At 38.1% G+C, this 26,346-nt stretch carries 27 protein-coding genes and 1 other annotated feature; of the genes, 7 read left to right on the plus strand and 20 right to left on the minus strand.

Translation table 11 applies throughout. The features are described 5' to 3' along the window. Positions 1-78 precede the first annotated feature (78 nt). Both folP and folK read left to right on the plus strand, forming a co-directional pair. The gene (gene folP / locus DBT49_RS05170) at positions 79-912 is read left to right on the plus strand and encodes a dihydropteroate synthase (protein WP_070560181.1); all 834 of its coding nucleotides are present in this window, start codon (positions 79-81) and stop codon (positions 910-912) included. Continuing rightward, positions 909-1,382, plus strand: a complete 474-nt coding sequence (folK, locus tag DBT49_RS05175) for a 2-amino-4-hydroxy-6-hydroxymethyldihydropteridine diphosphokinase (protein WP_070560179.1) — start codon at positions 909-911, stop codon at positions 1,380-1,382. Before folP ends, folK begins: the two co-directional genes overlap by 4 nt. A gap of 582 nt (positions 1,383-1,964) precedes the next feature. Here folK and DBT49_RS05180 read toward each other — a convergent pair. The 3 genes from DBT49_RS05180 to DBT49_RS05190 form a co-directional block, all read right to left on the minus strand. Beyond that, positions 1,965-2,381 (minus strand): hypothetical protein, encoded by a 417-nt coding sequence (locus DBT49_RS05180; protein ID WP_070560177.1) that lies wholly within the window; start codon positions 2,379-2,381, stop codon positions 1,965-1,967. A gap of 132 nt (positions 2,382-2,513) precedes the next feature. Then, positions 2,514-4,103 carry an ATP-binding cassette domain-containing protein gene (locus DBT49_RS05185; RefSeq protein WP_070560176.1) on the minus strand — a complete coding sequence of 530 codons (1,590 nt, stop codon included), beginning with the start codon at positions 4,101-4,103 and terminating at the stop codon, positions 2,514-2,516. Positions 4,104-4,382: 279 nt separating this feature from the next. After that, positions 4,383-5,252 (minus strand): LD-carboxypeptidase, encoded by an 870-nt coding sequence (locus DBT49_RS05190; protein WP_070560174.1) that lies wholly within the window; start codon positions 5,250-5,252, stop codon positions 4,383-4,385. A gap of 318 nt (positions 5,253-5,570) precedes the next feature. Between DBT49_RS05190 and DBT49_RS05195 the strand changes: the two genes are divergently transcribed. After that, entirely contained in the window at positions 5,571-6,110 is a 540-nt protein-coding gene (locus tag DBT49_RS05195; RefSeq protein ID WP_070560172.1) for a DUF924 family protein, read from the plus strand. Positions 6,111-6,268: 158 nt separating this feature from the next. On the opposite strand, the gene DBT49_RS05200 is transcribed toward DBT49_RS05195, so the two are convergent. The 13 genes from DBT49_RS05200 to DBT49_RS05260 all read right to left on the minus strand — a co-directional run bounded on the left by DBT49_RS05200 (position 6,269) and on the right by DBT49_RS05260 (position 19,054). Next, the gene (locus tag DBT49_RS05200) at positions 6,269-7,015 is read right to left on the minus strand and encodes an alpha/beta hydrolase family protein (protein WP_070560170.1); all 747 of its coding nucleotides are present in this window, start codon (positions 7,013-7,015) and stop codon (positions 6,269-6,271) included. Positions 7,016-7,031: 16 nt separating this feature from the next. Beyond that, entirely contained in the window at positions 7,032-7,703 is a 672-nt protein-coding gene (locus DBT49_RS05205; protein ID WP_070560168.1) for an ABC transporter permease, read from the minus strand. Between the two features lie 3 nt (positions 7,704-7,706). Next, complete coding sequence (locus tag DBT49_RS05210) at positions 7,707-8,663, minus strand: osmoprotectant ABC transporter substrate-binding protein (protein WP_070560166.1); 957 nt, start codon at positions 8,661-8,663, stop codon at positions 7,707-7,709. A gap of 2 nt (positions 8,664-8,665) precedes the next feature. Next, the gene (locus DBT49_RS05215; RefSeq protein WP_070560165.1) at positions 8,666-9,307 is read right to left on the minus strand and encodes an ABC transporter permease; all 642 of its coding nucleotides are present in this window, start codon (positions 9,305-9,307) and stop codon (positions 8,666-8,668) included. 2 nt (positions 9,308-9,309) lie between these two features. Beyond that, entirely contained in the window at positions 9,310-10,485 is a 1,176-nt protein-coding gene (locus tag DBT49_RS05220) for an ABC transporter ATP-binding protein (RefSeq protein ID WP_070560162.1), read from the minus strand. 238 nt (positions 10,486-10,723) lie between these two features. Further along, entirely contained in the window at positions 10,724-11,860 is a 1,137-nt protein-coding gene (locus DBT49_RS05225) for a 5-methyltetrahydropteroyltriglutamate--homocysteine S-methyltransferase (protein WP_070560160.1), read from the minus strand. 66 nt (positions 11,861-11,926) lie between these two features. Next, positions 11,927-12,157: a binding site (T-box leader), on the minus strand. 237 nt (positions 12,158-12,394) lie between these two features. Next, a complete protein-coding gene (locus tag DBT49_RS05230; RefSeq protein ID WP_070560158.1) occupies positions 12,395-13,081 on the minus strand; it encodes a hypothetical protein in 687 nt (228 codons plus the stop codon). 12 nt (positions 13,082-13,093) lie between these two features. Then, positions 13,094-13,828: a DUF5058 family protein gene (locus DBT49_RS05235; protein WP_070560156.1), complete on the minus strand. Its 735-nt coding sequence runs from the start codon at positions 13,826-13,828 to the stop codon at positions 13,094-13,096. A 35-nt stretch (positions 13,829-13,863) separates the two neighbouring features. Continuing rightward, entirely contained in the window at positions 13,864-15,024 is a 1,161-nt protein-coding gene (locus DBT49_RS05240) for an ArgE/DapE family deacylase (protein WP_070560155.1), read from the minus strand. Between the two features lie 192 nt (positions 15,025-15,216). After that, positions 15,217-15,687: a superoxide dismutase family protein gene (locus DBT49_RS05245; protein WP_013669735.1), complete on the minus strand. Its 471-nt coding sequence runs from the start codon at positions 15,685-15,687 to the stop codon at positions 15,217-15,219. A 75-nt stretch (positions 15,688-15,762) separates the two neighbouring features. Then, positions 15,763-16,224, minus strand: coding sequence for a hypothetical protein (locus DBT49_RS05250; protein WP_070560153.1), 462 nt, complete (start codon positions 16,222-16,224; stop codon positions 15,763-15,765). Positions 16,225-16,251: 27 nt separating this feature from the next. Next, positions 16,252-17,805: a vWA domain-containing protein gene (locus DBT49_RS05255; RefSeq protein WP_070560151.1), complete on the minus strand. Its 1,554-nt coding sequence runs from the start codon at positions 17,803-17,805 to the stop codon at positions 16,252-16,254. 40 nt (positions 17,806-17,845) lie between these two features. Beyond that, entirely contained in the window at positions 17,846-19,054 is a 1,209-nt protein-coding gene (locus DBT49_RS05260) for an ATP-binding protein (protein WP_070560149.1), read from the minus strand. Positions 19,055-19,231: 177 nt separating this feature from the next. Between DBT49_RS05260 and DBT49_RS05265 the strand changes: the two genes are divergently transcribed. Further along, the gene (locus tag DBT49_RS05265) at positions 19,232-20,053 is read left to right on the plus strand and encodes an HAD family hydrolase (RefSeq protein WP_070560147.1); all 822 of its coding nucleotides are present in this window, start codon (positions 19,232-19,234) and stop codon (positions 20,051-20,053) included. Positions 20,054-20,120: 67 nt separating this feature from the next. Beyond that, entirely contained in the window at positions 20,121-20,993 is an 873-nt protein-coding gene (locus tag DBT49_RS05270) for a fructosamine kinase family protein (RefSeq protein ID WP_083300514.1), read from the plus strand. 4 nt (positions 20,994-20,997) lie between these two features. On the opposite strand, the gene DBT49_RS05275 is transcribed toward DBT49_RS05270, so the two are convergent. Next, a complete protein-coding gene (locus DBT49_RS05275) occupies positions 20,998-21,360 on the minus strand; it encodes a YbaN family protein (protein WP_070560145.1) in 363 nt (120 codons plus the stop codon). A gap of 232 nt (positions 21,361-21,592) precedes the next feature. Here DBT49_RS05275 and DBT49_RS05280 point away from each other — a divergent pair, with 232 nt between their 5' ends. Next, positions 21,593-22,144: an NADPH-dependent FMN reductase gene (locus tag DBT49_RS05280; protein ID WP_060778268.1), complete on the plus strand. Its 552-nt coding sequence runs from the start codon at positions 21,593-21,595 to the stop codon at positions 22,142-22,144. A gap of 91 nt (positions 22,145-22,235) precedes the next feature. Next, positions 22,236-22,874 (plus strand): MBL fold metallo-hydrolase, encoded by a 639-nt coding sequence (locus DBT49_RS05285; protein WP_070560144.1) that lies wholly within the window; start codon positions 22,236-22,238, stop codon positions 22,872-22,874. Between the two features lie 63 nt (positions 22,875-22,937). Here DBT49_RS05285 and DBT49_RS05290 read toward each other — a convergent pair whose 3' ends face one another. The 3 genes from DBT49_RS05290 to DBT49_RS05300 form a co-directional block, all read right to left on the minus strand. Next, complete coding sequence (locus DBT49_RS05290) at positions 22,938-23,264, minus strand: alpha/beta hydrolase family protein (RefSeq protein ID WP_258451577.1); 327 nt, start codon at positions 23,262-23,264, stop codon at positions 22,938-22,940. A gap of 94 nt (positions 23,265-23,358) precedes the next feature. Then, complete coding sequence (locus DBT49_RS05295; RefSeq protein WP_258451578.1) at positions 23,359-23,877, minus strand: alpha/beta hydrolase; 519 nt, start codon at positions 23,875-23,877, stop codon at positions 23,359-23,361. A gap of 218 nt (positions 23,878-24,095) precedes the next feature. Then, positions 24,096-26,243: a PTS transporter subunit IIABC gene (locus tag DBT49_RS05300; protein WP_070560140.1), complete on the minus strand. Its 2,148-nt coding sequence runs from the start codon at positions 26,241-26,243 to the stop codon at positions 24,096-24,098. Positions 26,244-26,346 lie beyond the last annotated feature (103 nt).

A 26,346-nucleotide genomic window follows, 5' to 3' on the forward strand; every position in this document is an offset into this window, starting at 1 on the left:
ATAATACCTAGAAGTCAGTAGTGATTCAAAAAGAAATGCTGAGTCAATGGTGAATATGCTAGTTAAGTGAGGGAAATTATGCATAGTTTTGTTTTAAGAGATGGTAGAAAAATTGCTTTTCATCAAACTGAAATTATGGGAATTATTAATATTACTAAAAATTCATTTTACAAAGAATCTCGTGTTTCAGAAGAAAATTTAATGCAGAGGGTAGATCAGTTTATTCAAGAAGGTGCCTTTATTTTAGATATTGGAGCAGAATCAACACGTCCCGGTATAGATCCAATTGATGAGCATACTGAAATTCAAAATATCCAAAGAGCAGTAAGTATGATTAGAGAAAAATATCCTAACATCTTATTGTCTATTGACACTTATCGGGCTACAACAGCGGAAGCAGCTATATTAGCCGGTGCGGATATTATTAATGATATCTCTGGACTCACTTTTGATGAGAGAATGGCTGATGTAGTTGCTAAATATCAAGTGCCTATAATTATTATGCATATAAAAGGCAAACCTAAAGACATGCAAAATGATCCGCATTACGATGACTTAATTACTGAAGTAGAAGAATTTTTCGACCAGCAAATTCAATTAGCCCTTGATCACGGCATTCAAAGAGATAAGATTATTCTAGACCCTGGTATTGGTTTTGGAAAAAATTATGACCACAATGTCAGTTTAATTAAGAATATCGACTTTATGAAAAAATATCAGCTTCCTATTCTTCTGGCCGTATCCAGAAAGACGTTCATCGGTCAACGTCTGGGGGGATTAGAACCCAGTCAGCGTTTGGAAGGGACAATTGCTGTTTCCTGTTTTGCAGCCATGAAAGGAATAGAAATGGTGCGGGTTCACGATGTTAAAGAAAATTTACGCGCGATTCGGGTGATGGAGTTATTTAAATGAAAACAACAGTATATTTAGCTATTGGTTCTAATATAGGAGAGCTCAGCAAGAATCTAGATCAAGCTGTGCAAGCCGTTGATGCCTTGGAAGGCACAAAAGTCACTAAAAGATCAGCCAATTTATCTAATGCTGCTTACGGGGTAACTGATCAGGATGATTTTCTCAATGGGGTTATCGAAATCATAACGGATTTAGCTCCTTTGGATTTATTAAAAGCTATAAAGAAGATTGAAAAAGAAATGGGGCGGACAGAGACTTATCGATGGGGACCACGTCTAATAGATATTGATATTATCTTTTATGGAGATAAAGTCTTGGATAGCCAAGAATTGACGATTCCACATATCGACATGGTCAATCGTGACTTTGTCTTAGGGCCTTTAAAAGAAATCGCTCCTAATAAAATGCATCCCATCTATAAAAAGACGGTAAGCGAATTGTACCAAGATTTAATTGATCGTAATCAATAATATATTAGAAGTAGCGTTTATTAGCTAGAATTGCAAAGCAAGCTAATAAACGCTATTTATTGCGCTTGAATTAAAGAAGAAGGGAAAAATTTATTAGTTAATTACTCTCGATAATATATATTATGTTAACTAGAAAAGATAAAAAATAAAATAAGCTAAATATATTCAATCTTATGAAGAAAATAATAAAATTTAGTGAATTTCCTTATGAGCAATCTTATGTAGTTAATTCCGTTCGCACCTTAGTATTGCTTCTTGGAGTTCGCTCGCATATGATTAATGGTCTTGGCCAACAATAATTTATGTCTATCTCTACTTGTAGATAAGTATCTTTCAAAGCGATAGCACCATATTTTCTATATAAGACAATCTATTAATTTTTCTTTTAATAGATAATTTTATATCTACAGAATTTCATCAAATCCTTCCTTATTTAGCTTATAGCCTGTAACGAAACGTATAATTCTTCAGCTTTTATACTGAATTTGCAGCAGAATCGCTCTCAATTAAGCTAATTGCCATTATAAAAAGCCTAGATTTCTAAAAGATGCATCTAGGCTTTTTATCGTACAAATCAAATTTTTAATTATTTAAACTTTCCTTTACATAAACATAGGCATACCACTCTAGACCAAATTCTCTAAGCAATAATGTATAAATTGCTTGCCAATGCTTATTGTTCTTCAGTAAATAAACTTGATCAAAAAATTCTTCATTATATTGGTCGGTACCAATAAAGTCGTTCTTCATACCTACTAAATATTTTACGTAGCCATCATCTAACAAATCTAATATAGCTCTTAAATGATTTGCTACAAAATAAGTACCTGTATGATAAGGTAATTTTTTATTATTTTCAATGCCGTAATGTCCAAAGACGCTATTTCTTGACTCTTTAAAGTCCGGATTAGACCAATCTAAGGCTAAAATATGCCAGTCACCATATGTCTCTAGTTTGCAGGGAATATTTAAAGCAAACTGCCCACTAAGATATTTCATTATGCTAGTCACCACCTTGTTTACACTATATTTTTAATATAGATTCTTCCACCCTAGCCTGTTTTATTCTATCAATAAAAGCACAATATAGTTAAGTATACAAAATCTTATAAAGAGATATTCAAGTATTTCTTAACTAGCAAAATAGTGATTTAAATCAATTACTTCATCGAATTGTTTACCTGCCCGATCAATATCAACATGGCTGACATAAATAAGGGTTTTATCTAAATTGATTAGTTTATTTTCTATCTTCATTAAGCTTTCGTAGTCAATACCAGCAGAAAATTCGTCTAATAATAGAATATCTTTCTTCATTAGTAAAGCTCGAGCAAGACAGACTCTTTTAGCCTCTCCGCCGGATAGACTGACTTCTCCACTAGAAATCATCATATCTAAACTGTCTTCGTTGGCCCATTGGCTTAACTCAACAAAGTGTAATACTTCAAATAATTCATCATTAGAATAATCATTAGAAAATAAGGTCAGATTATCCTTCAAACTAGCACTAAACACGTGAGGTTGTTGCGGAACATAGCCAATATGTTCAAAAAGATTACTTTCCTTAATAGTCTTAACATCAAGGCCATCTATTTTAACGCTGCCCTTATAGTCACTTTGCTCTCTTAAAATAGCCTTTAGAATTGTTGTCTTGCCAATACCACTCTTTCCTATTAGTAAATACTTTTTATTTTTCTCAAAGGAAACATTAAGTGCCTTACTGTCCTTTCTATTTTTTAAGGAAAATTGATGAAGGGAAATGATATTAAAGTCCTTCACTGTATGACTTGCTTGATCGACCTCTATAAATTCTTGGGAAAGTGCATCTAAAGTCTTTTTACCACTAATATATTTTGTCAGTAAATCAGAAGAAGTATATATAGGAAAGGCAATTCTTGCTAATAATTGAGAGAATGCAATCATTCCCCCTAGTGTGAGTTGACCATGGATAATAAATAGACCACCTATGATCCAAGTCCCAAAATAGAGAAGATTTGAAAACAATTGATTCAAGCTGACAACCGTGTATTGTGATTTTTCAACTTGAACTTGTTTATTTAAGAGATTTAAGGTTCTTTTTTCGAATAATTTTAAAATACTCAATTCCTTATTTGCTACGCGCCAGTCAGTTGATCCTCCAATCAAATCTTGGATAGTAGCTACTGATGAATTGGTTTCCTCGATAAGCTCCTCCTGTTTCTTCTCTAACTTATTTTTAAATAAAAATGCTACAAATAAATTAGGAAGGCTTAGGACAATTGATAAGATAGACAGGATAGGATTAAAGTATAAAGAAACAATAACCGCTACAAGTAGCTGGCAAATGAGATAGCCACCCCAATAAATCGAGTAAAAATAATTGGCTTCGACTTGATTAATTTGTGTGGTTAAGGAAGCTAAAAGTTTATCATTCTTTTCCCCTGTTAGTAAATCAAGCGGTAATCTTTGAATATTTGCAAAAATCTGTTTGCGAAAAACATAGGCTGACTTTTTACTTAATACGGCAGTTAATAATTGCTGGAAATAATAGATCAGCGTTTGAACTAATATAAAGGCAATGGTCAAAAGAGATACGATAATAAATCTACTTTCACCTAAGTTTATAGCATCAATAATAAATTGCATCAAATAGGCTTCACTGACCATAGCTACAGATAATAAACATGTGAGAAAGGCATAGATAAAAATATCTTTTCTTAATATTCTGTAAATAGATTCCATTAAGCTCTCCTTTAATTTTATTGATTTATTTTGGCGCCGTAAAATCGACTTGTCAATAAAAATATAACTTTTTAATCAAATTAAATATCAAGAAAAGTATACTATATAACTAGAAAAATGATTAACTTAGCCCGTTTTTTAAGGTACACCTTGTCCTTTTATAATTATTTATAGTCATATATTAAAGTAAAAAAGCACAATAGAATGTATCTACTGTGCTAGAGTACCCGCTAATTTTATTTTTATGCCATTACAAAATACAGAAGATTTAACCAGTAATTAATCCAATTGGGCATTTAAGGATAGCTCTTGACCGATAATTAGTGGTAATGAATCTTTTTGGTGTCCTATGGCTTCCGTTGATACTAACGGGAGTTCAGGGTTAGTATACTCCTTAACAATATCTATTAGATAATCTCTACCTATTTTACTATCGAATTCGGTAAAAGATCCTAATATTAAACCGCTTATTTCTTCAAAAACAGCTAATTGTTGTAATTGAGCTAAATAAGTTCTTATACGACCTTCCAAGCCAGAAAAACTTTCTAAAAATAAAATTTTCTCCTTTAAATTAGGCCAATAAGAGGTACCTGCTAATTTTAAGAAACAGCGTATGTTACCACCTAATACTAAACCCCTTAAGGAACTCCCCTGAATAAATTCAGAATTTTCCTGGATATATTTGTTGACTAGCTTTTTTGCCTCAGTATCCTTTAATAAACTGGTAAAAGCCTCAAATTGCATATTACTACTTTTGTCAACTAAATGACGTACCTGAAAAAGTACAGAACTTTTACCTGTTTGACTATAGATGGCATTAATGACAGTAGTTAAATCGGAATAACCGAATAATTTGCATGACGAATTTTTAATTGCTTTATAATCTAAATAGCAAATAGTTTCATTAGCAATATCCCCGCCAGATAAGTCAAAGATATAATCAATTGCGGGATTTTTAAAATATTGGTTGACAATTTCAGCGCGTCGTTTGGCATTAACTGCTCCAATTTTAGAGTCACTAAATAAGGCATCCGCTTGGTAGTGCACCTTAATAGAAAGATTTTCTAATAACCTGATTAGGTCGACTAGTGAATCCTTTTGATTATGGCTTAGTCCATTGGATAAGGCAACTAAGGCAATTTCTTGCATAATACTCCCCTATTTCTTATTCTTATAATGATATGCATAGCTTAAACAAATGATTATTGAAAGGATTAAATATAAGACCATAAAACGATTATTTGGCACTCGTGATATTAACATTCCCCATAATATCAAACTTAGAGCAAAAAAAAATCTTTTCATACCTTCTAATAATATTAAGTACTTACAGACATGAAATACTAATTTAATTATACCTAGGATTACATTTTTTCGCCAACTTACCAATATTTTTCGTTTTATTCGCTAAAAAAAGCTTACTATGATAAGTTTAATAAAAGCTTAGTTATCTGAGAGGTGAAAAAAATGGATTATAATGATGTACTCGATTTTTGGTTTAAAGAACTTGATTCCAAACAATGGTTTAACGGTGGCAACCAAGTTGATCAGTTAATTATAGATAATTTTTCTAAGTTACATGGACAAGTTGCTGCTGGTGAACATGCAGATTGGCGTCAAGGCGTTGAAGGTAGGCTGGCTGAAATTATTGTCTTAGACCAGTTCTCCCGTAATATTTACCGGAATAGTGGTCAAGCCTACGCTTACGACAATATGGCCCTTGCTTTAGCTCAAGAAGGAATAAGGCATGCCGATTTAAGTGGTCTAACAGTTGAAGAACGTGGTTTCTTCTATATGCCCTTTATGCATTCGGAATCGCTTAAAATTCATGAACAAGCTCTCGAACTTTTTGCTTCTGAGCCCGGTCTGAGCCATCGCTTAAAATACGAAAAAATGCATTATGATATCATTAAAGAATATGGCCGTTATCCCTATCGCAATGAATATTTAGGTCGTGAAAATACTCCTGAGGAAGAGGAATACTTAAAACATAATGATGGCTTTTAAAGCCATGAGCGGAATAAATGCAATATACAAACAAAAGCCCTGACAATAATCAGGGCTTTTTTATAGGACTTAAGTTAATGACTAGTTAAGCCTTACAAACACAAAAAAGGACTTCACCCAGTTGAAATGAAGTCCTTTTCGTATTCTATTCGATTTTACTATATATTTTTTTGGATAAAGTCGACCGATTTCTCAATGATATCAAAAGGAACCCAGTGGTCTTCTTCTTCATAAATCTGATAAGCGATATTAACTTTTTCATTATTCGCCTGTATTTTTGGGATAAGCTGGCGATTGATATCTGTATTTATCCAGTTATCCTTGCCCCCGTTGTAAACAAAGAAAGGAAGGCCCTCTAGCTGATTAAGATGATCGGCTAGGTTCCAGCTACGGATAAAGGATAAGTCTTCATTGACACTTTGACTGGCTTGGTATCGGTTATATAATTGCTCTAATTGTTTAACCGCATCAAGGGAAGCAATGTATTGGACTGCCCCATCTAATTTTTGGCCATACTTAGCAATGATTAAGCCAGTCGTCAGACCTCCCATTGAAGTTCCAAAAATAGCCAGGTGGTCTACACTATAAGCCTCTGTTATGGCCTGAACTAAAAGTGGAAATTCTTCTACATTATGCTTTAAAACGGCTGCTAGGTCATTTGCCATTTGGTATTGGTAATTGTTGGGGCGCCGTTGTCCATGGAGATAGGCATCAGGAATAACCACATGAAAGCCTGCCTTAGCAAAAGCGATGGCTTGGGTTAGAATCGATTCTTTGACATTAGTCCAGCCATGGTAGCCAATAATAAAGTCCTTTAATTCATTTCCCTGCCCTTCCATAAATACCTCTAAGACAGGAATATCAGAAAAGACATTATAACGGACAGTATAATTTGTAGCCGTCATGCAATTCTCCTTTCACTTATTTATTCTTACTTGCATTAGGACTGAGCCGTCTTTCCAGCAATTCCATCAGATAATCAGCCACGATAGACATTAAGGCAATTGGTATTACTCCAGCTAAGATAATACTGGTCCCTTCCGAAGCATTAACCCCCCGGGTTAAAATAGAACCTAATCCCCCTGCTCCAACAAAGGTACCAATGGTAGCAATCCCAATGGCGGTAATGAAGGCATTGCGAATACCCCCTAAAATGACCGGGAAGGCTAAGGGAAATTCAACTTTTAAAATCACTTGCATCTTCGTCATTCCCATGCCCTTACCAACATCAATGATGCCGGCATCGATATTTCTAACCCCAGTATAGGTATTCCGCAAAATCGGCAATAAGGAATAAAGGAAAACGGTTAAAACCACCAGATTTGAACCTAGCCCTAAGTAAAGCATCAATACAGATAGTAAGGCCAGGGCTGGAACGGTTTGAATAATATTAGCGATACTTATCACGATATTGGCCAGTTTTTCCCGTCTAGCAATATAAAAGCCTAGTGGGATAGCCAATAAACAGGCAAAAATGGTGCCGTATAAGGCCATTAGCATCTGTTGAAAGAATTGACTAATGACATAAGAACTATTTTCTGAATAATAATAAAGTAATTGTTGCCATACACTTAAATCCGTAATATCGGCCATGTCTTATTCAACCTCCTTTTTTCTGACTGGTTCTAAGTAAGGTTCTTTGTCTTCAAAATAATTATGACGTAGTAACCATTCCTTAGCGACTGTACTTGGTTCTAATAAGTAATTATCAGCGGTAAAGTTTAGCCGTTGCATTTCTTCGTTACTGATCGCTCCTGCAAGTTTGGCCATGACCTTATCAAGATCAGGATACCTAGCACGGATCTCATTTGTAGCGACAGGACTAGCGTCATAAGGAGGGAATAGGTGTCTGTCATCTTCTAAGACCTTGAGATCTTCAGAGATAATTCTTCCATCGGTTGAATAGCCTAAGGCAACATCAATTTCTTCATTAGCTATAGCTGTGTAAACTAAACCGATAGCCATTGGGTAAAGATTATCAAAATCAAAACCGTAAGTTTGGACAAAGCCATCATAGCCGTCCCCTTCGCGTTCTAGCCAGGAGTTATCGACTCCCACCTTAAAGGTATCGGCATATTCTTCTAAATCGCTGACCTTTTCAAGTCCTAGTTCCTCCGCATCTTCTCGTCTTACCATAAAGGCATAGGTATTGGCAAAGCCATAAGTAGGATACCAGGTTTGGTTAAATTCCTCTTCAAAGCCTTTAACGACTTTCTCAAGCGCGAGTTGGGGATCTGTGATCGGTTCTTGGCCTAATTCACCAGTCAAGCTGGTCCCTGTATAACGAACTGAGGCCACGTTTGCATCTCCGGTTTGGAGGGCAGCGTGGTTCATTGATGAGGAACCTAGGTTAGTAATACGATTAGCATCAATAGGTATATAATGTTCTACCATGCCTTCAACGATGAAGCCCATAATTTCAGCTTCTGTACTTCCTAAACTGGCAATGGTTATGGTATCCGAATCAGCAGCATTAGATAAACCGGGTAAGGAACAACTAGACAATAAGACGACACTGATCAGAGCAATAATACTTTTAATAATACGTTTCATGCTTAAGCCGCCTCCTCTTTTGATGACATTTGAGGTGAGGACCATTGTTCAACTTTCCCCATGATAAAGTCAACCACTAAAGCGAGTATGGTTACTGGGATAGTCCCGCCAAAGATTAGATCAGCTCTAAAGAGGTTTAGACCATTAAAGATCATTTCTCCTAAGCCCCCACCACCGATATAGGCAGCGAGCGTGGTCCAGGCAATCACATAGACCGCTGATAAACGCACCCCAGCCATAATCACGGGTGTAGCTAAGGGAAGTTGCACTTTCCAAATTAATTGCCAAGGGGTCAAACCCATGCCTTTACCTGCATCTAAGAGATCAGCACTTACCGAAGTCATTCCTAAATAAGTATTTCTAAGAATCGGTAATAAGGAATAGAGAAATAAGGCAATAATCGATGGCGTCCTCCCCACACCAAAGAAAGGGATCATTAAGGCCAAAAGCGCCATAGTGGGAATAGTTTGTAAGATACTTACTAAACTAATAAAACCACCGGCATATTTTTGATGTTGAGATAGAAAGATCCCTAATGGAATGGCTACGATGATTCCCAATCCTAAGGAAATGAGGGAAATACTAATGTGCTGGCCTAAAAGTCTTAAAATTTCATCGCCTTCTTGTTGTAAAAATTCAATCATACTTATTCAGTCCCCTCTTCTTGATTGGTGACTGCTTCTTCTGAAGAATCTTCTTCACTATCATCGCCCCAGACACTATCGTAAACAAAGTTAACTAAAGCACTGCGGGTGACAATACCAGTTAATTGCCGGTCACTATTGACGACTGGAATATTAGGCAAAGCTCCTTTTAGGATCCGTTGCATGGTATCTTGGACCAAGTCATCCTCTTGGACTGGATAAGTCCTTTGGTCCATTACCGCACTGACAGAGGCATCACGGGACTGTTCATGAGTAATGGTTTCCAGGCTAATCCTTCCCATTAGATGGCGATAATCATCAATTACAAATAGCGAATCGACATGGTTATTGCGCATAACCCGAATAGCATCGCTAATCGATTTGCCCAAACTAATCGTTAAGGGATTTGTGTTCATAATTTCTTTAACCGTGATGATATTGGCCCGAGCCTGCATGAGACGGTCTTCTCCCAAGAAATCGCGGACATAGTCATCTGCTGGATTTTGAATAATATTATCTGGAGTATCATATTGAACCAAATCGCCATCCCGCCAAATAGCAATTCGGTCAGCCAGAGCCAATGCCTCATCCATATCATGAGTCACAAAAACAAAGGTTGACCCATATTCTCTTTGTAAATCCTTGACGAGTTCTTGTAAGGAATCCCTGGTAATGGGATCCAAAGCTCCAAAGGGTTCATCCATTAAAACAATTTCTGGATTCGCAGCTAAAGCACGGATAACCCCCACCCGTTGTTGCTGTCCTCCTGATAGTTCAGAAGGATAGCGGTCAAGGAAATCTTCCGGTAATTCCACCCGTTTTAATAAGCGATGGGCGATTCTTTTGCATTCTTCTTCATCTACTTTGAGTAAGCGTGGTACGGTAACAATGTTATCGTAAATCGTCATGTGGGGCATGAGTCCAATTTGTTGGATGACATAACCAATTTTACGCCTCAAATCAACGGGGTTAAGGTCGGTAGTCTTTTGTCCATTAATTAATATGGCCCCAGAACTGGGGTCATGCATCCGGTTTATCATACGGAGTGCGGTAGTTTTCCCACTACCCGATCGCCCAATAAAACAAACAAACTCACCATCATTAATCGTTAGGGACGATTTCTTTAAGGCCTGGACATTACCAGGATAAATTTTCTCAACCTGATCAAATTCAATCATAGAATCTCCTTCTTTTTGAATTATTATTCCTGTGAATATTTTTCATAGTTTTAATATATCAATAAAATAAAAAGAATACAATTCTATCAGATAAATCCCTATATAATCCAAAAAGCTGAAATTGACTAAAAAGTTCTTCTGTGGTAAATCAATTACCCCTTTCAACTTTTCAATCAACTTCAGCTTCTTAGGCATCGTTGTAATTACTAAGGCTTAGTAAATTTTGGTGAGCGGTAACTTAGGCGTCTTCGCCCCATACTTCTTTAGCAACTTCGATTAATAATTTTATTTTCTTCCATTGGTCTTCTTCACTGATTTTATTGCCAATTTCATTGGAAGAAAAGCCACATTGAGGGCTAATACTTAAATGATCTAAAGGTACATATTGACTGGCTTCTTTAATCCGGTTGATTAGGTCGTCTTTGCTTTCTAATTCAGCTGACTTTGTTGTGACTAAGCCTAAGACGACATGCTTGTCATCAGATACAGTCTTTAGAGGTTCAAAAGTTCCTGCCCGCTCAGAGTCATACTCTAGGAAGTAGGCATGGACATTTTCTTGGTCAAATAAGGGGCTTTGTACGCTGTCATAACCTCCTGAAGCAAACCAAGTTGAGCGGAAATTTCCCCTGCAGATATGGGTATTTATTCTTAAATCGGAAGGTTTATTTGCGATAACTGCATTATTGACGCGGACATATAGGGTTTTTAATTCTTCGATTTTTTCTTGGCTATATTCACTACCATCGTAATCTTTACCCCCAGCTAAACGTCCCCAAGTACAATCATCAAATTGAACGGTCCGACAGCCTGCTTGGTAGAGGTCTTCAATGACTTGGCTATAGGCTTGGGTAATATCAGCTAATAAGTCGTCTAATTGGCTATAGATGGCCTGGGTATATTCCTTATTAAAGTCACGTAAAACTTCTTGCAAGAATTGAGCTGGTGCTGGAATAGTTTGCTTAACGTCAACATGATCAGAAGCATGTGATTGGGTAAATTTGAAATGATCCACAAAGGGATGATTATCACCAGTTATTTTATTAACAATTCGACTGGTTACCGCAAAGACTTGTTCTCCGGAGAATTGAGTTCCCGCTTCTACTTCAACACGATCAACGCCATTGAGTCCCCAGAAGAAGTCAAAATGCCAACTTTTACGGCGGAATTCACCATCCGTGATGGTCTTTAAACCAACGGCTTCTTCCTTTTTGATCAGGTCAATAATCGCTTGGTCTTCTAAAGTTTTAAGTTCTGAATATTCAATTTCTCCATTTTCAAATTTCGCTCTTGCCTCAATGAGCTCTTGGGGACGCAGAAAAGATCCCACATGGTCATAACGAAATGGTGATTGTTTTAACTGAGTAAATTCTGACATAATTAGCACTCCTTTTATTTTTAATTGATGTCATAAAAAAATCCCATCCCTGGAACAATAATCTTTCCTAGGGACGGGATAACCGTGGTACCACCCTGATTACTCCTCTATTTCTAGTGGAGTCACTTATACAATCTTTATCAATTGTTGCAAAGTAACGGTTGCTACCGTTTAGAAAGCCAGCACCTTCTAAAACCTCCGAGTTCATCTTCACTGATTCAATCGTTATTAGCTCTCATCCCTACTAATTTTCTGTAAACGCTTTGAATAAGCTACTCTTCTCATCACAGTTAATTTATTTATTTGTTTTATAGCATAGCAAGTCTTTGCCCTAAAGGCAAATCACTTTATCATCATTCTGGAAAGATGGACCGAAAGATCGATCACTATTGATTGGTTAAAAGCTTGATAAGTCAACAAATCATTGATTAAAATTCGGTTAATGATCATTAAACCCTATCTTATCAGATATATTTTTGATATCTATTGGCTATGGATGGTCGCAAGCCAAGAAGCTTATAAAGACATATCAGCTTATGATTGCTTATTCTTATCTAAAAAGTAAGCAACCGCAAATGAAATTACCATCGCAGAAATTAAGATATAAGATTGGTATTGACTATAGGCTGCAGGACCTAAAAATAAGAATAAAGCGGCCGTAAAAATTAAAGGGGCAATAGCTATCTTCTTATTATTCAGTAACTGAGGGACTGTTATGGCGCCAAAAAGGGCTGGCGTAATATGGTCAAAACCCGGTTTAAGGACAGGATGGTTTAAGATAGGCACTAGCCAGGAGCCAATTAAAAATACCCCAGCAGCTAAAACCACAATAGTCACCAGTGAAGAGATCCCCACACAAATGATGGCAATCACATCCCCTTTTTCGCTCCCTGGACTGACCCCAGCAATTTTTTGCCCGGCTACTGTAACTGGCATTTTCATGTTAGTAATGTTTCCGGTAATAGAACTCAAATACATGGCTCCAGAACCAAAAATGGGATAAAAGGACAAGTTCTCTACCACAGCCATGGGTAGAAAAATAGCGATTAAACTACTCCCGGCTGCTAAAGCCTTAGTAAAGGATAAACCTACTCCATACCAATAAGCCGTTCCTATCGGTACCATAAACATGGCAATTAAGGCAATTATACTGGTGAGCTTACCAAGTCGATTGATTTCTTGAGAAAATTCTTTTGAAGTGCGTGTTTTTTTATCATTCATAGGCTAAACTCCTTAAACTATTTGTGCTTGTAGGATGACGGCTCCCATCCCTACTATTAAAGCAACGGGTAGGGAATAATCTTTTAGGCTAGTCCAGCCAAAGCGCTTTGCTAAGAAATCGATGATTAAAGTAGTCAGTCCGGCGGCCAAAAAAGCCACAAGGGATGAGATATTTTCCGTATTAAATACATAAGGTGTCGATAAAGTAATCAACATTGCCGTAAATAAAGCGCCTGATACTAAAGCGACTATATTCGTATTATGGCTTTCTTCCTTAGCTTTTTGGGAGACTTGGTCTAGCTTACCCATAAAGAGGATGTTAAATAGTATCCCCCATATGATCCCAATAGTCATCACAAACATAATAATAATGAAGACTTCTGCTGTTAGGTTAGGGTCTGAAATGTCGGTAAGTCCTTGACTTTGGGCAGCAATATTAGCCGCCATTCCCTCATAGCCAGCTGAACCAACAATCGATAGACGAAGCCAAGGAAAGTATTTTCCTAAAGGCACAGATAAGGCTAGCATCATCACGATAATAGGCAGGGAAGGAACTACAGATAGCATGGCACTATTGGTCATCGCTCTTTTTAAAGTTTTCTTGGTCATTCCCAATTCCAGACCTCGATTATAGGCTTTCTTGATAAACAAGATCGCTTGAACGCTAACAATTAAAATGACTATGGCACACAGGATGAAAACGATCGAGCTGTTAGCAATTTCTAAGTAGTGAACTTCTTCATTCATAGGCAGTCCTCTTTCATTTCGCTAGGATAGGTATTTTATTTAAGGTAGTTTAGGGCTGTTTCTTTATAGATATCGACGAAAGCTAAAAATTTATCTAAGGAAACATATTCATTTTCTTGGTGAGCGACTGAGGGTTCTCCTGGCCCATAAACCGCTAAATCATAGTCTTCACCAATTTGACCGAAATTAGAAGCATCTGTTGCTCCACCGGTAACGGTCAGCTCTAATTCATGACTGACACTGGATTGGATGGCTTTAATTAAATCATTATCTTCTGTTGAGGTTGCTGGTGGATTGTCTTGAAGAAGATTCAATTCTAAATACCCCTCACTCTTAGCATTTAGCTCTTCGATACAGTCATTAATTATCGATAACACTAAATCATTGCCCGCTTCAGGAACTGTTCGGGTATTGGCTTTCATTTTTACTAAACCAGCCACACTATTGATCTGGGTTCCGCCCTCGATCACTGTATTGACATTTAGGGTCTTCCCTAGGTCAGCATTATAAGCAGATTCTGTATTAAAGTTTTCATCAAAACGTTGATTACTTAAGTTGATATAATCAACCATTAACTGCAAGGCATCAATCCCCACTTCTGGCATGGAAGAGTGAACAGTTTTCCCATGGGCAATAATTTCATATTGGATAGATCCTTTATGGGCATATACCACTGACTCACTTCCTGATGGTTCTGCAATTAAAAAGCCATCTGCATCATCTAAATAACCTGCTTCGACTAATTGTTTCGACCCATACATGCCAATTTCTTCACCAACCGTTAGGGCTAAGCGTAGGCAACCTTTAAAATTGGCGCCGGCTTCCTTTAATTCAATGGCAGCCAAAACCAAGTCAACCAAACCAGACTTCATATCTGAAGTCCCCCTGCCATAGATTTTTCCATCATGAATCTCTCCAGCAAAAGGCGGATAGGTCCAGTCACTATGGTCGCCTGCAGATACGACATCAAAATGCCCTGAATAGACCAAGACCTTTCCTTCTCCACCTTCACTACCATAGATATTGGCAATAAGTGAAGAACGTCCAGCTTGGTATTCAATAATTTCGCTCTCAATACCATACTTAGCCAGTAAGCGGCTAAAATATTCAGCGACTTCTGCCTCTTGATCATTTTCACTTTCAATTGCTAATACGTCGCGTAAAATTTGTAATTTTTCCTCATCCGTAAACAGCATAAGAATGCCTCCTTTATTATGTTACAAATTCTTATTCAAAATCGTTTATTTTTTTAATAATACCATAAAAAGGAAAAATTGGTTAGATATTCTTACATAAAAAATAGTTTAAAATGAATAAAATCTAGCTAAAAATAAAAAGAGCCCATGGTCTAACCATGAGCTCACAGTGTCTATAACCTACTTAATCGCTTATTTAGCTGGGAAGATTACGCCACCTAATTGACGACCACCAGCATCCCCTGTAGGTTGGGAAATATAGTCATCTGCACCAGTGTGTACAATTAGGGCTGTCCCGTTACCTTCATTATGAAGGGAATATTTAGCATCCTCTTTTAGAGAAAGGCCTTCAATTTCGTAGACTCCTTTAAAGTCACCACTAGCAGGAACTTCAATGTTTGGTAAGTCACCTAAGTGAGGACCATTTTCTGATTTTTTACCATGGTCAACACCTGTTGGGTTGAAGTGACTTTTTGCATCAGCAAATTCTTCTTCTGGAGATGCAGCACCATATTCGTGAATGTGCATTGCAAATTCACCTTCTGGTAAACCGTGAAAATCTACAGTAACTTTTACCTTACCGTCGCCTTCTTCAAAGGTAGCGGTACCTGAATCTTCACCTTTTTGATTAAGCATGTTAACAACAACTTTTTCATCTGACATATGCAAAACTCCTTTCCTCTTTAACTACTCTCATCATATCATTTTTATTTGATAAAGAACAAATAATATGCTTCATTACCACTCTTGACTGGAAAGATAGCGCTGGCGTTTATTTTCCAGTTCAGGGATATTTTCTGCCATAAAGTGATTCCAAAGTTTTTGGCTGTTACCGTGCCGGGCAATGATATTGTTATCTGACTTATTTTCACTATCACTTGCTTCCATACGAACTTGGTAGTCATCCCACACCACTTCGAGGAATTGGTCCAGATCTTCTACAGTAACATCATTATTTAGGCGATAATTATTGGCTTGACGTATCAAGGTTTCCTTTTGTCGGTCACTATCAAATGCAGCTAAATAGCCATGAATGACCATGTAGAAAGCAATTTCATCATTAATCCCTTTAAAATTGAATGCAATATTAATCCCTGCCTGCGCTAGCTCATCATAATTAATAGTTTTTACAAGTTCCAGATAGTGACCGAATTGACTTTTTAAGATGACTTGCTTTTTTTTACTTGACCCTAATGTCAAATTTCCCTCTCTCCTTTATGCCTAGCGTTAATGCTTTTGTTTAATTATCCGGTGATTATATTTTTCATCTTGGCGTAAGTATAATAATTTTCCTCCGCTATCGGTAGATAGTGGCGAAGGCTCCTTAGGGTCAGCTGTTGTCAGCACCCAGTACATGTTTTGATAACCGTAACGCTCAAAGCCATCATCGCCGTATCCATCAGTAAAATAGACAGACACTGAATTTCTATCATTAAAACCATTGTCGTGTAACCATTCAAAGGCGGGTGCAAAACTGGTTCCTCCCCGACCCTCAAATTGAAACTGGTCAACATTACTTTGATCCAGTTTATTAACACCGACCACCTGGGTATCTACTTGGACCACCCAAATATCAGTCCCTAAAGTTTTATTAATATTAGCAAGCTCTGCTAAGCTGTATGCTAAAGCCTCGGCATTTTGCGAAGCACTGGTATCAATGAAGGCCACTAATTGAGCGGCAGTGTCTAAAGTTCTTCCCGGTAGGTCGATCCGATAGGGTTGGCGGCGATTGACCCGGTTTTTGGAATAGCGATAGGGAATTGGTGCTTGACCTAAACCGCGCATGATAATGTCCTTCCAATTCAGAGAACGTTGCTTAAAGAGAACTTGAACTTTTTCTTTAATATTACCACTGAGGTGTTTACGCATTTCTTCATCCATATTTTCATAAGCCCTACGTACAATACCGTTGATAATTTTTCGGTGTAAGTCATTATTCTTACTCTGGGGAATAACAGGCTGCATGGAATGATTTTTCTTCATTTCATCATTTAATTGTTCTGCCGATTCTATTCGCAATTCCCGAGCTTTTTCAGGATCAAAATTTTTGCTGAGTTGACTATAGGTATCATTCATATCTCCACTGCCCTTCATCTTCTCAAAGGTTGACCATACCCGATCATGGCTATGGTGTTTGGGGTCATCGTGAGCAGCTTTCAACTCTTGATAGTAATATAAAGAACCCTGTTTCTCGTTAAGGGAGTTTTTAGACAGCAAATTCCTCATGCCCTCAAGGCTAGCTGCGTGGTCTGGGAGGTTATCGATGTATTGATTGACCTCAGTATCCATGGCCACGCTCATCATTTTGCCATCTTCTTCATTGAGGAAGGCCCAATCATAGTCAGTCAAATGATTAAAAATAATATGGTAACAAATTTGACGGATGCCAGCTAACATTTGCTTTGGGCCCTGATAGTACATGAAAAACAAGACCGGATTGACTGACAGGGTTAAGCTAGTTCCCTCAACACTGACATTCAGAGGCTTTGCCAGGTCTTCAGACATCCTGCGGTCCATCTGGTATAAAACTCCAGCAAAAAGAACGTCTCCAGCTCCTTGGTAAGAACGATTTGCCATGAGTTTAGCACATAAAAGACCAATAAATTCATCCATTAACTGAGTAAATTTATCATAGTCCTCCGACCATCCGAAATTCATATAGATGATGAAGGCATAATTGAGTTCACGAAAGAGCTGATTGATATCATCATAAAGAAGATCTGACTGCTGGATTTTATCTTCCTTTTCTTCCTGAGTCGGTTCGCTCTGCATTCGATTCATCGCTCTCACCTCTTTTATTCTTTTTCTAGTTCCGGAAATATTAGTCATTATCTTCTAAATCTGATCCACTAGCCATAGTGATGGCATAAGCTTTATCGATAAAGCGTTCGTCTTCACTTAGTCCTGCTCTTAATTCTTCTAAAGCACTCCCTGCTTCAGCTTGCATTAGGCGAGTGACTAAGGAATAGATTAAGTCGGGGTCAGCGAGTAAAAATAAATCAACATAGCGACTAAGCAAATCCGGATCCTTGATGTGCTTCTTATGGTCCAAGAGCGATTGAGTTAAATCTTGAATAATTCTTTTCTTCCTAATCGCAGGCATCTTTAAAAAACGTTCTTTAATTGATTCAGGTAAATCCGGACTATCTAAATCAATAATTTCTTTAGGACTAATGTAGTCCCCTTGGTGATTTTCTAGATAAGACAAGAAGACCTGTCCGGCCTCTTCACCAATACAGCCGTCGATCCCTTCAATTAAGAAGGCGAGTAAGTCATCATCTTCAATTTGTGTTGGATCAATCCCCATGGCTTCATAATCATAGAGCAAGTGGGATAAACGTTCATAGGCACGAGGAGTTGGGTTTTTATCACGGGTCTCATCAATAACAATGAAATATTGACGCCCTTCTGCTTGGAGATAGTCCTTGACTAGCGGATGAATGTTAGCCTGCCCCGACTCATTTTCCTGGTCAGCAAAGCTCTCTACCCAATGGTCTAAATTAGCTCCCATCCGAATGCGCATGGTCCGGTCATTAATAGCTAAATCACGTGCACTCGTTGCATAAGCGTTTCCTTCAAACCCCTCTGTATCGCTAGAAGGATTCTCTGCGGTAATAATAATGACATTATCAGGGAGCTGAATTCCCATTAGATGACGTTGTAATACCAAGTTCATGAGTTCGCTTTGAACCATGGCGATGGGACGGTTAAATTCATCTAAAAATAAGATCACCTTATGGTCAGGGTTTGCTTTGGCTTCATCCACTGCCCCTTGAATTTGGGGGTTGAGATAATATTCAATGCGGTTCTCTTTGGGGATGGGCATGGTTAAGTCCCCCGGTTGCAGTAAGGAACAGGTCATTTCATAAAACCCATAGCCCAAGTCTCGGGCTAAATTTTGTACCAGTTGCGTCTTACCGATTCCGCCGTGTCCAACAATATCTACTACAATATCTGATTCAGCTTTTAATAATAATTTCATTCCTTTGTAAACGGCTTGATAAGTTAGTCCTGGTGTACGATCGGCCATTTAAAAACCTCTTTCTTCTTTAATCTCTAAGGGATATTATAGCTAAAAGCCCTGCTTATTCCTATTGATGTGTTTAGCGAAGTTAACTTAAAGTGACTAAGAATATTTTTTAAGGGCATTGTGTGCTAGAGTTAAGGTAAATAAGAATCTAAGTGAAAGCAAAAGAAAGGAAAAATTATGACTGAAAGCTTTGAAGAAATCAAATTAGTTGCTAGTGACATGGACGGCACCCTCTTAAATGACCAAGGTAAATTGCCTAAGCAACTTGGCTCCTATATGGACGACTTGCAGGACCAAGGGATTATTTTTGGGATTGCTTCAGGGAAACCTTATTATGCTTTAGAAGCAGTCTTTAAAGACCGGATAAAAGAAATGGCCTTAGTCTGCTCTGGTGGGACCTTCGTTAGCTACCAGGAAGAGACTGTTTATAATTCAACCATTTCCAAGGCTGGTTATAGGAACTTAGTTCGTTTAATTAAAAAGGCTTCTAAAGGCATTCCCGCTCTAATTGCTAATGATAAGGCTTATTTTGATTACCAAGCAAAACCTTACTACGATGATTTTAGCGACTATGTAAAGATCGAATTTGTTGAGGATTTAAGTCAAGTAGAAGCTGAAGTGAATAAAGTAACTGCCTACTTCCCTGATTATGACAATAAAGACTACCTCAAAGAGTATCAAGAGCAAATTTCCGGCCCTTATACCGTGATGCCTAGTGGCGCAAAGTGGATTGATATCACTATGGAAGGCCAATCAAAGGGTCACGGCTTAGAAAAATTACTGGAAAAACTTAATTATTCTCCCCGTGAATTAGTCGTTATTGGTGATAGTGGGAACGATACCGAAATGCTCTCCTTAACCCCTCATTCCTTTGCCATGAAGAACGCAACTGACCAGGTCAAATCTTACGCCAACTATACAACCAGCCAAAGCAACAATGATCAAGGCGTTCTTGAGGTCTATAAAAAGGTACTTGCTGCTAAAAATGAAAGCAAGTAGCATAATTAAATATCATATAGACTATCGACTAATTTATGAATAAAATATAGCGAAAGGAGTCCTAATAATGACGAAAATTAACCGTCAATGGATCAGTCAATTACCAGTGAAGGACATTCAAAAGCTCCATCCTGTTGCAGGTGGAGACGTCAACGATGCTTATCGCATCGATAGTAGTAATGGTCCTTACTTCCTCCTGGTCCAAAAAAATACACCAGCTTCCTTTTATGACAGTGAGGTTGCTGGTCTTAAGGCCTTTGAAAAGGCAGGTATCACCGCACCAAAAGTGATCAGTCAGGGCGAAATTAATGGTGACGCCTATCTGCTCTTGACTTATCTTGATGAAGGCTTTTTAGGCGACCAAAAGCGATTGGCTGAATTAATCAGTAACTTACACCATGTCCACAGCGACAAGGGTCAATTTGGCTTTGACCTTGATTATCAAGGGTCCAGCTTAACCTTCTCAAATGCTTGGAATGTCTCTTGGTCTGACTTTTTCATTCAACAAAGGCTAGACCCCCTCCATGACTATCTGATGGACCACCAACTATGGCAAAAGGCCGAAAGTGATGCCTATCAAGAAATTCGCGCTATCATTATAGATAGCTTGAGCCAGCATAAGAGTCACCCTTCCCTCCTACATGGCGACTTATGGTCAGGTAATTTTATGTTTTTAAGCGATGGTCGACCGGCTATCTTTGATCCTGCCCCTTTTTACGGCGATCGGGAGTTTGATATCGGGGTCTCCATGGTCTTTGGCGGATTTAACCAGGATTTTTATCAATCCTATCAAGCCTTCTATCCCATGGCTGAAGGCTATGAATTCCGCTTAGAATTTTATCAGTTATATTTACTTATGCTACATTTGGCTAAGTTTGGAACGGTGTATTATGACAGTGTCGATGCTACTATGAGAAGAATAAAAGTAAAGGCTAAATAGGCCTTTACTCTTTTTTGGTAGGCATTTTGAAAAATAACCATAACCCAAATATTATACCTATGACAATAATTAGTAATCTGACAGGCTTAAGTGGGACAAAATAAATGGATATAGCCATTACGGTATAGGTAATGAGTATAATTTGTGCTTTCTTTTTTAAAGGAATCCCACCACCATCTTCAAAATCTGCTCCATAATATTGGTAGATTTTTGTACTTTTCAGCCATTGATCAAAGCGCTTAGAGCTACGCGCAAAGGCCCAGGCTGCTAATAGCATGAATGGAGTTGTTGGTAATACAGGGATAAAGGTTCCCAAGGCACCTAGAGCGAAGGAAGTCCAACCTAAAATGAGATAAAAATAACGCATTCTACCAGCTCCTTTAAAATATAGGTTATATCTATAATAACAGTAAAAGCGACTGAAGATAAGAAATAATCCATAACTATTATATTCTATTTATTTTCTCAATAGTGTAGACATTTTGCCAAATTCATTTTACAATAATTAAGAAAGCGTTTAATTTTTTAATCACGCTAAATATCAAATAATCAAATTGTTAAACAGGAAATCCCTGGCTTAGCGAAAGGAGTTTTTTTAATTGAAAATTGTCGGTATTATTGGTAACAATGCTTCTAAGTCTCATAACCGTCTTTTAATTGAACATATGGCCAATAAATTCGGTGACGAAGTTGAATTTGAAGTTGCTGAAATTAACGAAATCCCTCTATTTAACGCAGATTACATGGGGCAAGATGTTCCTGACGTGGTCAATGAATTAGCAGACAAAATTGAAGCTGCTGACGGCGTTGTTATTTCAACAGCTGAATATGACCACGCTATTACCGCAGCCCTAAAAAGTGTTATCGAATGGTTATCAAGTGTTCGTAAACCTTTCCAAAACAAACCTGTTATGATTGTGGGGGCTTCATTAGGTACCCTAGGTTCTGTTCGTGCCCAAGATAATTTACGTAACATTTTCACTTCTCCAGGTTTATATGCTAGAGTTTTCCCAGGTGCAGAATTTTTAATGGGACAAGCTGCTAACAAATTTGACGAAACCGGTCGCATGACTGATGAAGGAACAGATAAATTCTTAGATATGCTCTTCCATCAATTCCTTGATTTCGTTAAAGAACAACAAGAAGACTAACAAATTATTCACTTCTGTATGCCATAGCTGTTGGATTCCCAGCAACTATGGCTTTATTTTTATTTTTAGTATATATTCAGGAGGTCAACTTATGCTCATAGTATCTCGAGTCGTTACTGAGGTGTTGGAGGCTAATACCTATCTAGTCTATAACGAGCAAAATCAAGAAGCTCTAATTATTGATCCCGGTTCTTCAGCGGACAAAATTCGTGCGGAAATTCAAAAGCTACAGCTAAAACCCCTTGCTGTCTTAATTACTCATGGTCATTGTGACCATATCGGTGCCCTAGACGATATCCGGCAATACTATCAAATTCCGGTTTACATCAATCAAGCTGAGGCGCCTTGGTTGAGTGACCCCATGTATAATATGAGTCCCTTTATTGGTTTAGGTCACTTGACTTTTCAAGCGGCTGATTCTTACTATCAAGATGACCAAAAACAAAGTATCGGAAGTATTGACTTTACCCCTATCCATACACCGGGACATACTAAGGGAAGTACTTGCTTATTCTTTAATAATGACGACCAGCCTTTCATGATGACTGGTGATACCCTCTTTAAAGGAACGATCGGTCGAACCGACTTTCCGGGTGGAGATAGTCAAGCGATTATGCAAAGTATTCCACAAAAATTGTTTACTCTACCAGACCAGACCCTGGTTTATCCAGGACATTACGGGGCTTCTACCATTGCTGAAGAAAAATTAACAAATCCCTTTTTTAATTAAATAGAAAAGCACCCTTCAACGATCACTTATCCTTCTAAGTCATCTTGAGGAGTGCTTTTTCTTTTATTCCGCTAATTGGTCCATAATAGCAACGATCGTTTTTAACATTTCAGGATCGTAAGGGCTATGGCCACTGGCTTCTACCAGATGTAAATTAGATTTTGGACATGCTTGGTGGAGTTGATGGGCTGAACTTGGTGGGCAAATGACATCATACCGGCCTTGGACAATTTCCATCGGGATATCATTAAAGCGATGAACATTATTTAAAATATAATTATCTTCTTCAAAAAACATATGATTTTCAAAGTAATGCGATTCTAAAACGGCTGTTGCTTCTTCACTTGGACTAAGTTGGTTTTCTTCGGGAAAATGAGGCAATAAGGTCAACAAGGAAGATTCCCACTTGGTCCAATACCTACATGCCGCTTGATGAGCTTCTTTATCTCCCTGATGGATTTTTTGATAATAAGCATGGACGCAATTATTTTTGCTCCTCATCACTCAAGAACGACAGATATTTTTCGTAAGCTTCGGGATAAAATTTTGCTGCCCCACCTTCATACAACCAATCGATCTCTTCTTGACGGCCGAGAAAGATCCCTCTTAGTATCAATTGTTCCACCCGTTCAGGATGTAAAATGGCGTAGACCAAAGCCAAGGTCGATCCGTAAGAGCCCCCAAAAACAAACCAATTGTCATAGCCGTAGTATTCACGGATCAGTTCCATATCGCGAACGCTGTCAAAAGGTGTATTATTCTCGGTAGATAAAAAAGGCTTGCTCTTCCCAGTCCCTCGTTGGTCAAATAAAATAATATGATATTTTTCAGGATCGAAAAATAAGCGGCAACTTGGAGTAATCTCACTCCCAGGACCTCCATGTAGAAAAATAACTGGCTGGCCTTTTGTGTTTCCACAGTCTTCGACATACAACTTATGCTGATCGTCCACTTGTAAGTAAAAGCTTTGATTAACTTTTGTATTTTGATAACCTGCTTCCATTGTCTAACCCCTTTCCTAATAACTGCACTAACTTTCTCTTTATAATATACCCTAAAGTCTGTTCCGTCTATTAAAATAATTAAGTAAATTCATGAAGGAAGTAATGGTTTAAAACTTTTATGCGAAGCTCTGCCGAGCGATTAGTATATAAAAAGGCCTAGCAGTAGACGACTTGTTCCACCACTAGAACCTTTAGTTAAGTATTACTAATTAACACTCTATTCTTTATTCAATAAGGCTTCGCCGACCTTTTCGCCAGCTGTGACTTGTTTTTGATCAAGAACATCGAGGCTATGAACCCTATCACTATTGGTTAAGACAACCATAATGTCACAAGCTTTACCTTTGGCTTCGATACTTGCTAGGTCCATTTGAGCTAACGGCTCCCCAGCTTTGACACTTTGTCCTTCTTCAACCTGAATAGTAAAGCCTTCGCCTTTGAGTTCAACCGTGTCTAAGCCCATGTGAACGAGGATTTCAAGGCCTTCATCACTTTGGATACCAAGGGCATGCTTAGTTGGAAAGATATTTAAGATTTTCCCATTTACTGGCGCGACCACCTGGCCTTGACTAGGTTGGATAGCATAGCCGTCCCCCATCATTTTTTGAGAAAAGACCTCATCTTCAACCTTATCAATGCTAATGACCTCACCATCTGCAACCGCATAAAGTTCTACTGGGATACCATCTAAAATCGCTTGATCACTAACGACTTGAGCTGATCCTTTGAGATCTTCTGCTTGCTTTTCGTTCACGACCGTTGCGGCTGTTTTGGGAGCTTGACCACTGTCAATAAATTCAGTCACCTGGGTCTTAATGGTTGACACTGTGGTCCCGTAGATGACTTGGACACTATTACCACGTACCACAACGCCAGCTGCGCCAGTGGCTTGTAGGGCTTCCTTATTAACCTCATCACCGTTTTTGACCGTTACCCGTAGACGGGTGGCACAATTATCAACATCAACCAGGTTATCGGTACCACCTAAACCGCTAACAATTTGATAAGCTCTTTGGTCAGTTTCACTCAAGCCATTAAGCGCATTTTTGTTCCGGAATTCTTCTTTAGTATGTAATGAAGTATCTGCTTTTCTTCCTGGAGTATCCAAGTCAAATTTCTTAATAATCCAATGGAAGAGGAAGAAATAGACAATGGCGTAGATAATACCGATAATAACCACAGGAATCCAATGTGTTCTCGCATTGCCTGGCAAGACGCCGTAAAGAATAAAGTCAATTAACCCGCCTGAGAAAGTTAGTCCAACCCCTACTCCGGCAATATGAACTAAGACAGTAGATAAAGCAAAGAGAACACAATGCACCCCAAAATAAAGTAAGGGAGAGGCAAATAAAATAGTAAATTCAATCGGCTCGGTAATCCCCGTAACAATTGAGGTTAGGGATGCAGAAAATAATAGCCCCTTGACCATGGTCTTCTTATCTGATCTAGCGGCACGATACATGGCGTAGGCAGCAGCTGGTAAGGCAAAAATCATCTCTGGAAATTGGAAGGCAAAGAATCTAGCTGCATCGGGAGAAATAGCTTCTCCAGCCTTTAATTGGGCAAAAATAATATTTTGGGCGCCCACAACAGTGGTCCCATCAACGACGGCAGTCCCTCCTACAGCGGTTTGCCAAAATGGTAAATAAAAAATATGATGCAATCCAAATGGAATTAAGGCACGATAAATATAACCGTAAAGGAAGGTCCCTAAGTGGCCAGTATTAGCGATAATCTGACCGAGATTAGCAATCCCAGCGGCAAAATACGGCCAGATAAAAGATAAAATAAGTCCACTAACGACTCCAGCAACTGCTGAAACAATTGGGACAAAATGAGTACCAGCGAAAAATGACAAGGCATCAGGGAGTTCGATCTTGTAATAACGATTATGTAGCCAAGCCACTAGACAGCCAATAATAATCCCACCAAAAACACCCAGGTTCATGGTATGTTCAAAGCCAAGTAATGATGTGATCAATCCTGGTATTTTTTCCAATTCTTCTAAACCACGGAGGTGGATGATGGAACTAGATAGTGAAGCGTACATCATAAAGTAGCCTACCACGGCTGATAAGGCTGCCACCCCTTTCTCGCTTTTAGCCAAACCTAAGGCAATAGATATAGCAAACAATAAACCTAGGTTATCAAAGACAACGGCTCCGCAGTCTCCTAAAACGCTTAAAATACTATGGAGCGGCATTCCCGGCGAAAGAATATTTTCTAAGTGATACATTTTCACAAATGTTTCACCTGTAAAAGAAGCTGATATACCTAGAAATAAACCAGCTAAGGGTAAAATTGAAATTGGTAACATAAAGGTTTTCCCTAAACGTTGCAAACTTTCAAAAAGTTTCTCTTTCATTGTTTTTTCCTCCTTCTATCAATTGGCAATTAAGAACACCCTAACTAGTTTAATCATAAAATTAAGCCTTTTCAATAACCCTTTTGTTATAAAGCGCTTCCAA

The organism is Aerococcus mictus (genome assembly GCF_003286595.3).
Taxonomy (GTDB): Bacteria; Bacillota; Bacilli; order Lactobacillales; family Aerococcaceae; genus Aerococcus; species Aerococcus mictus.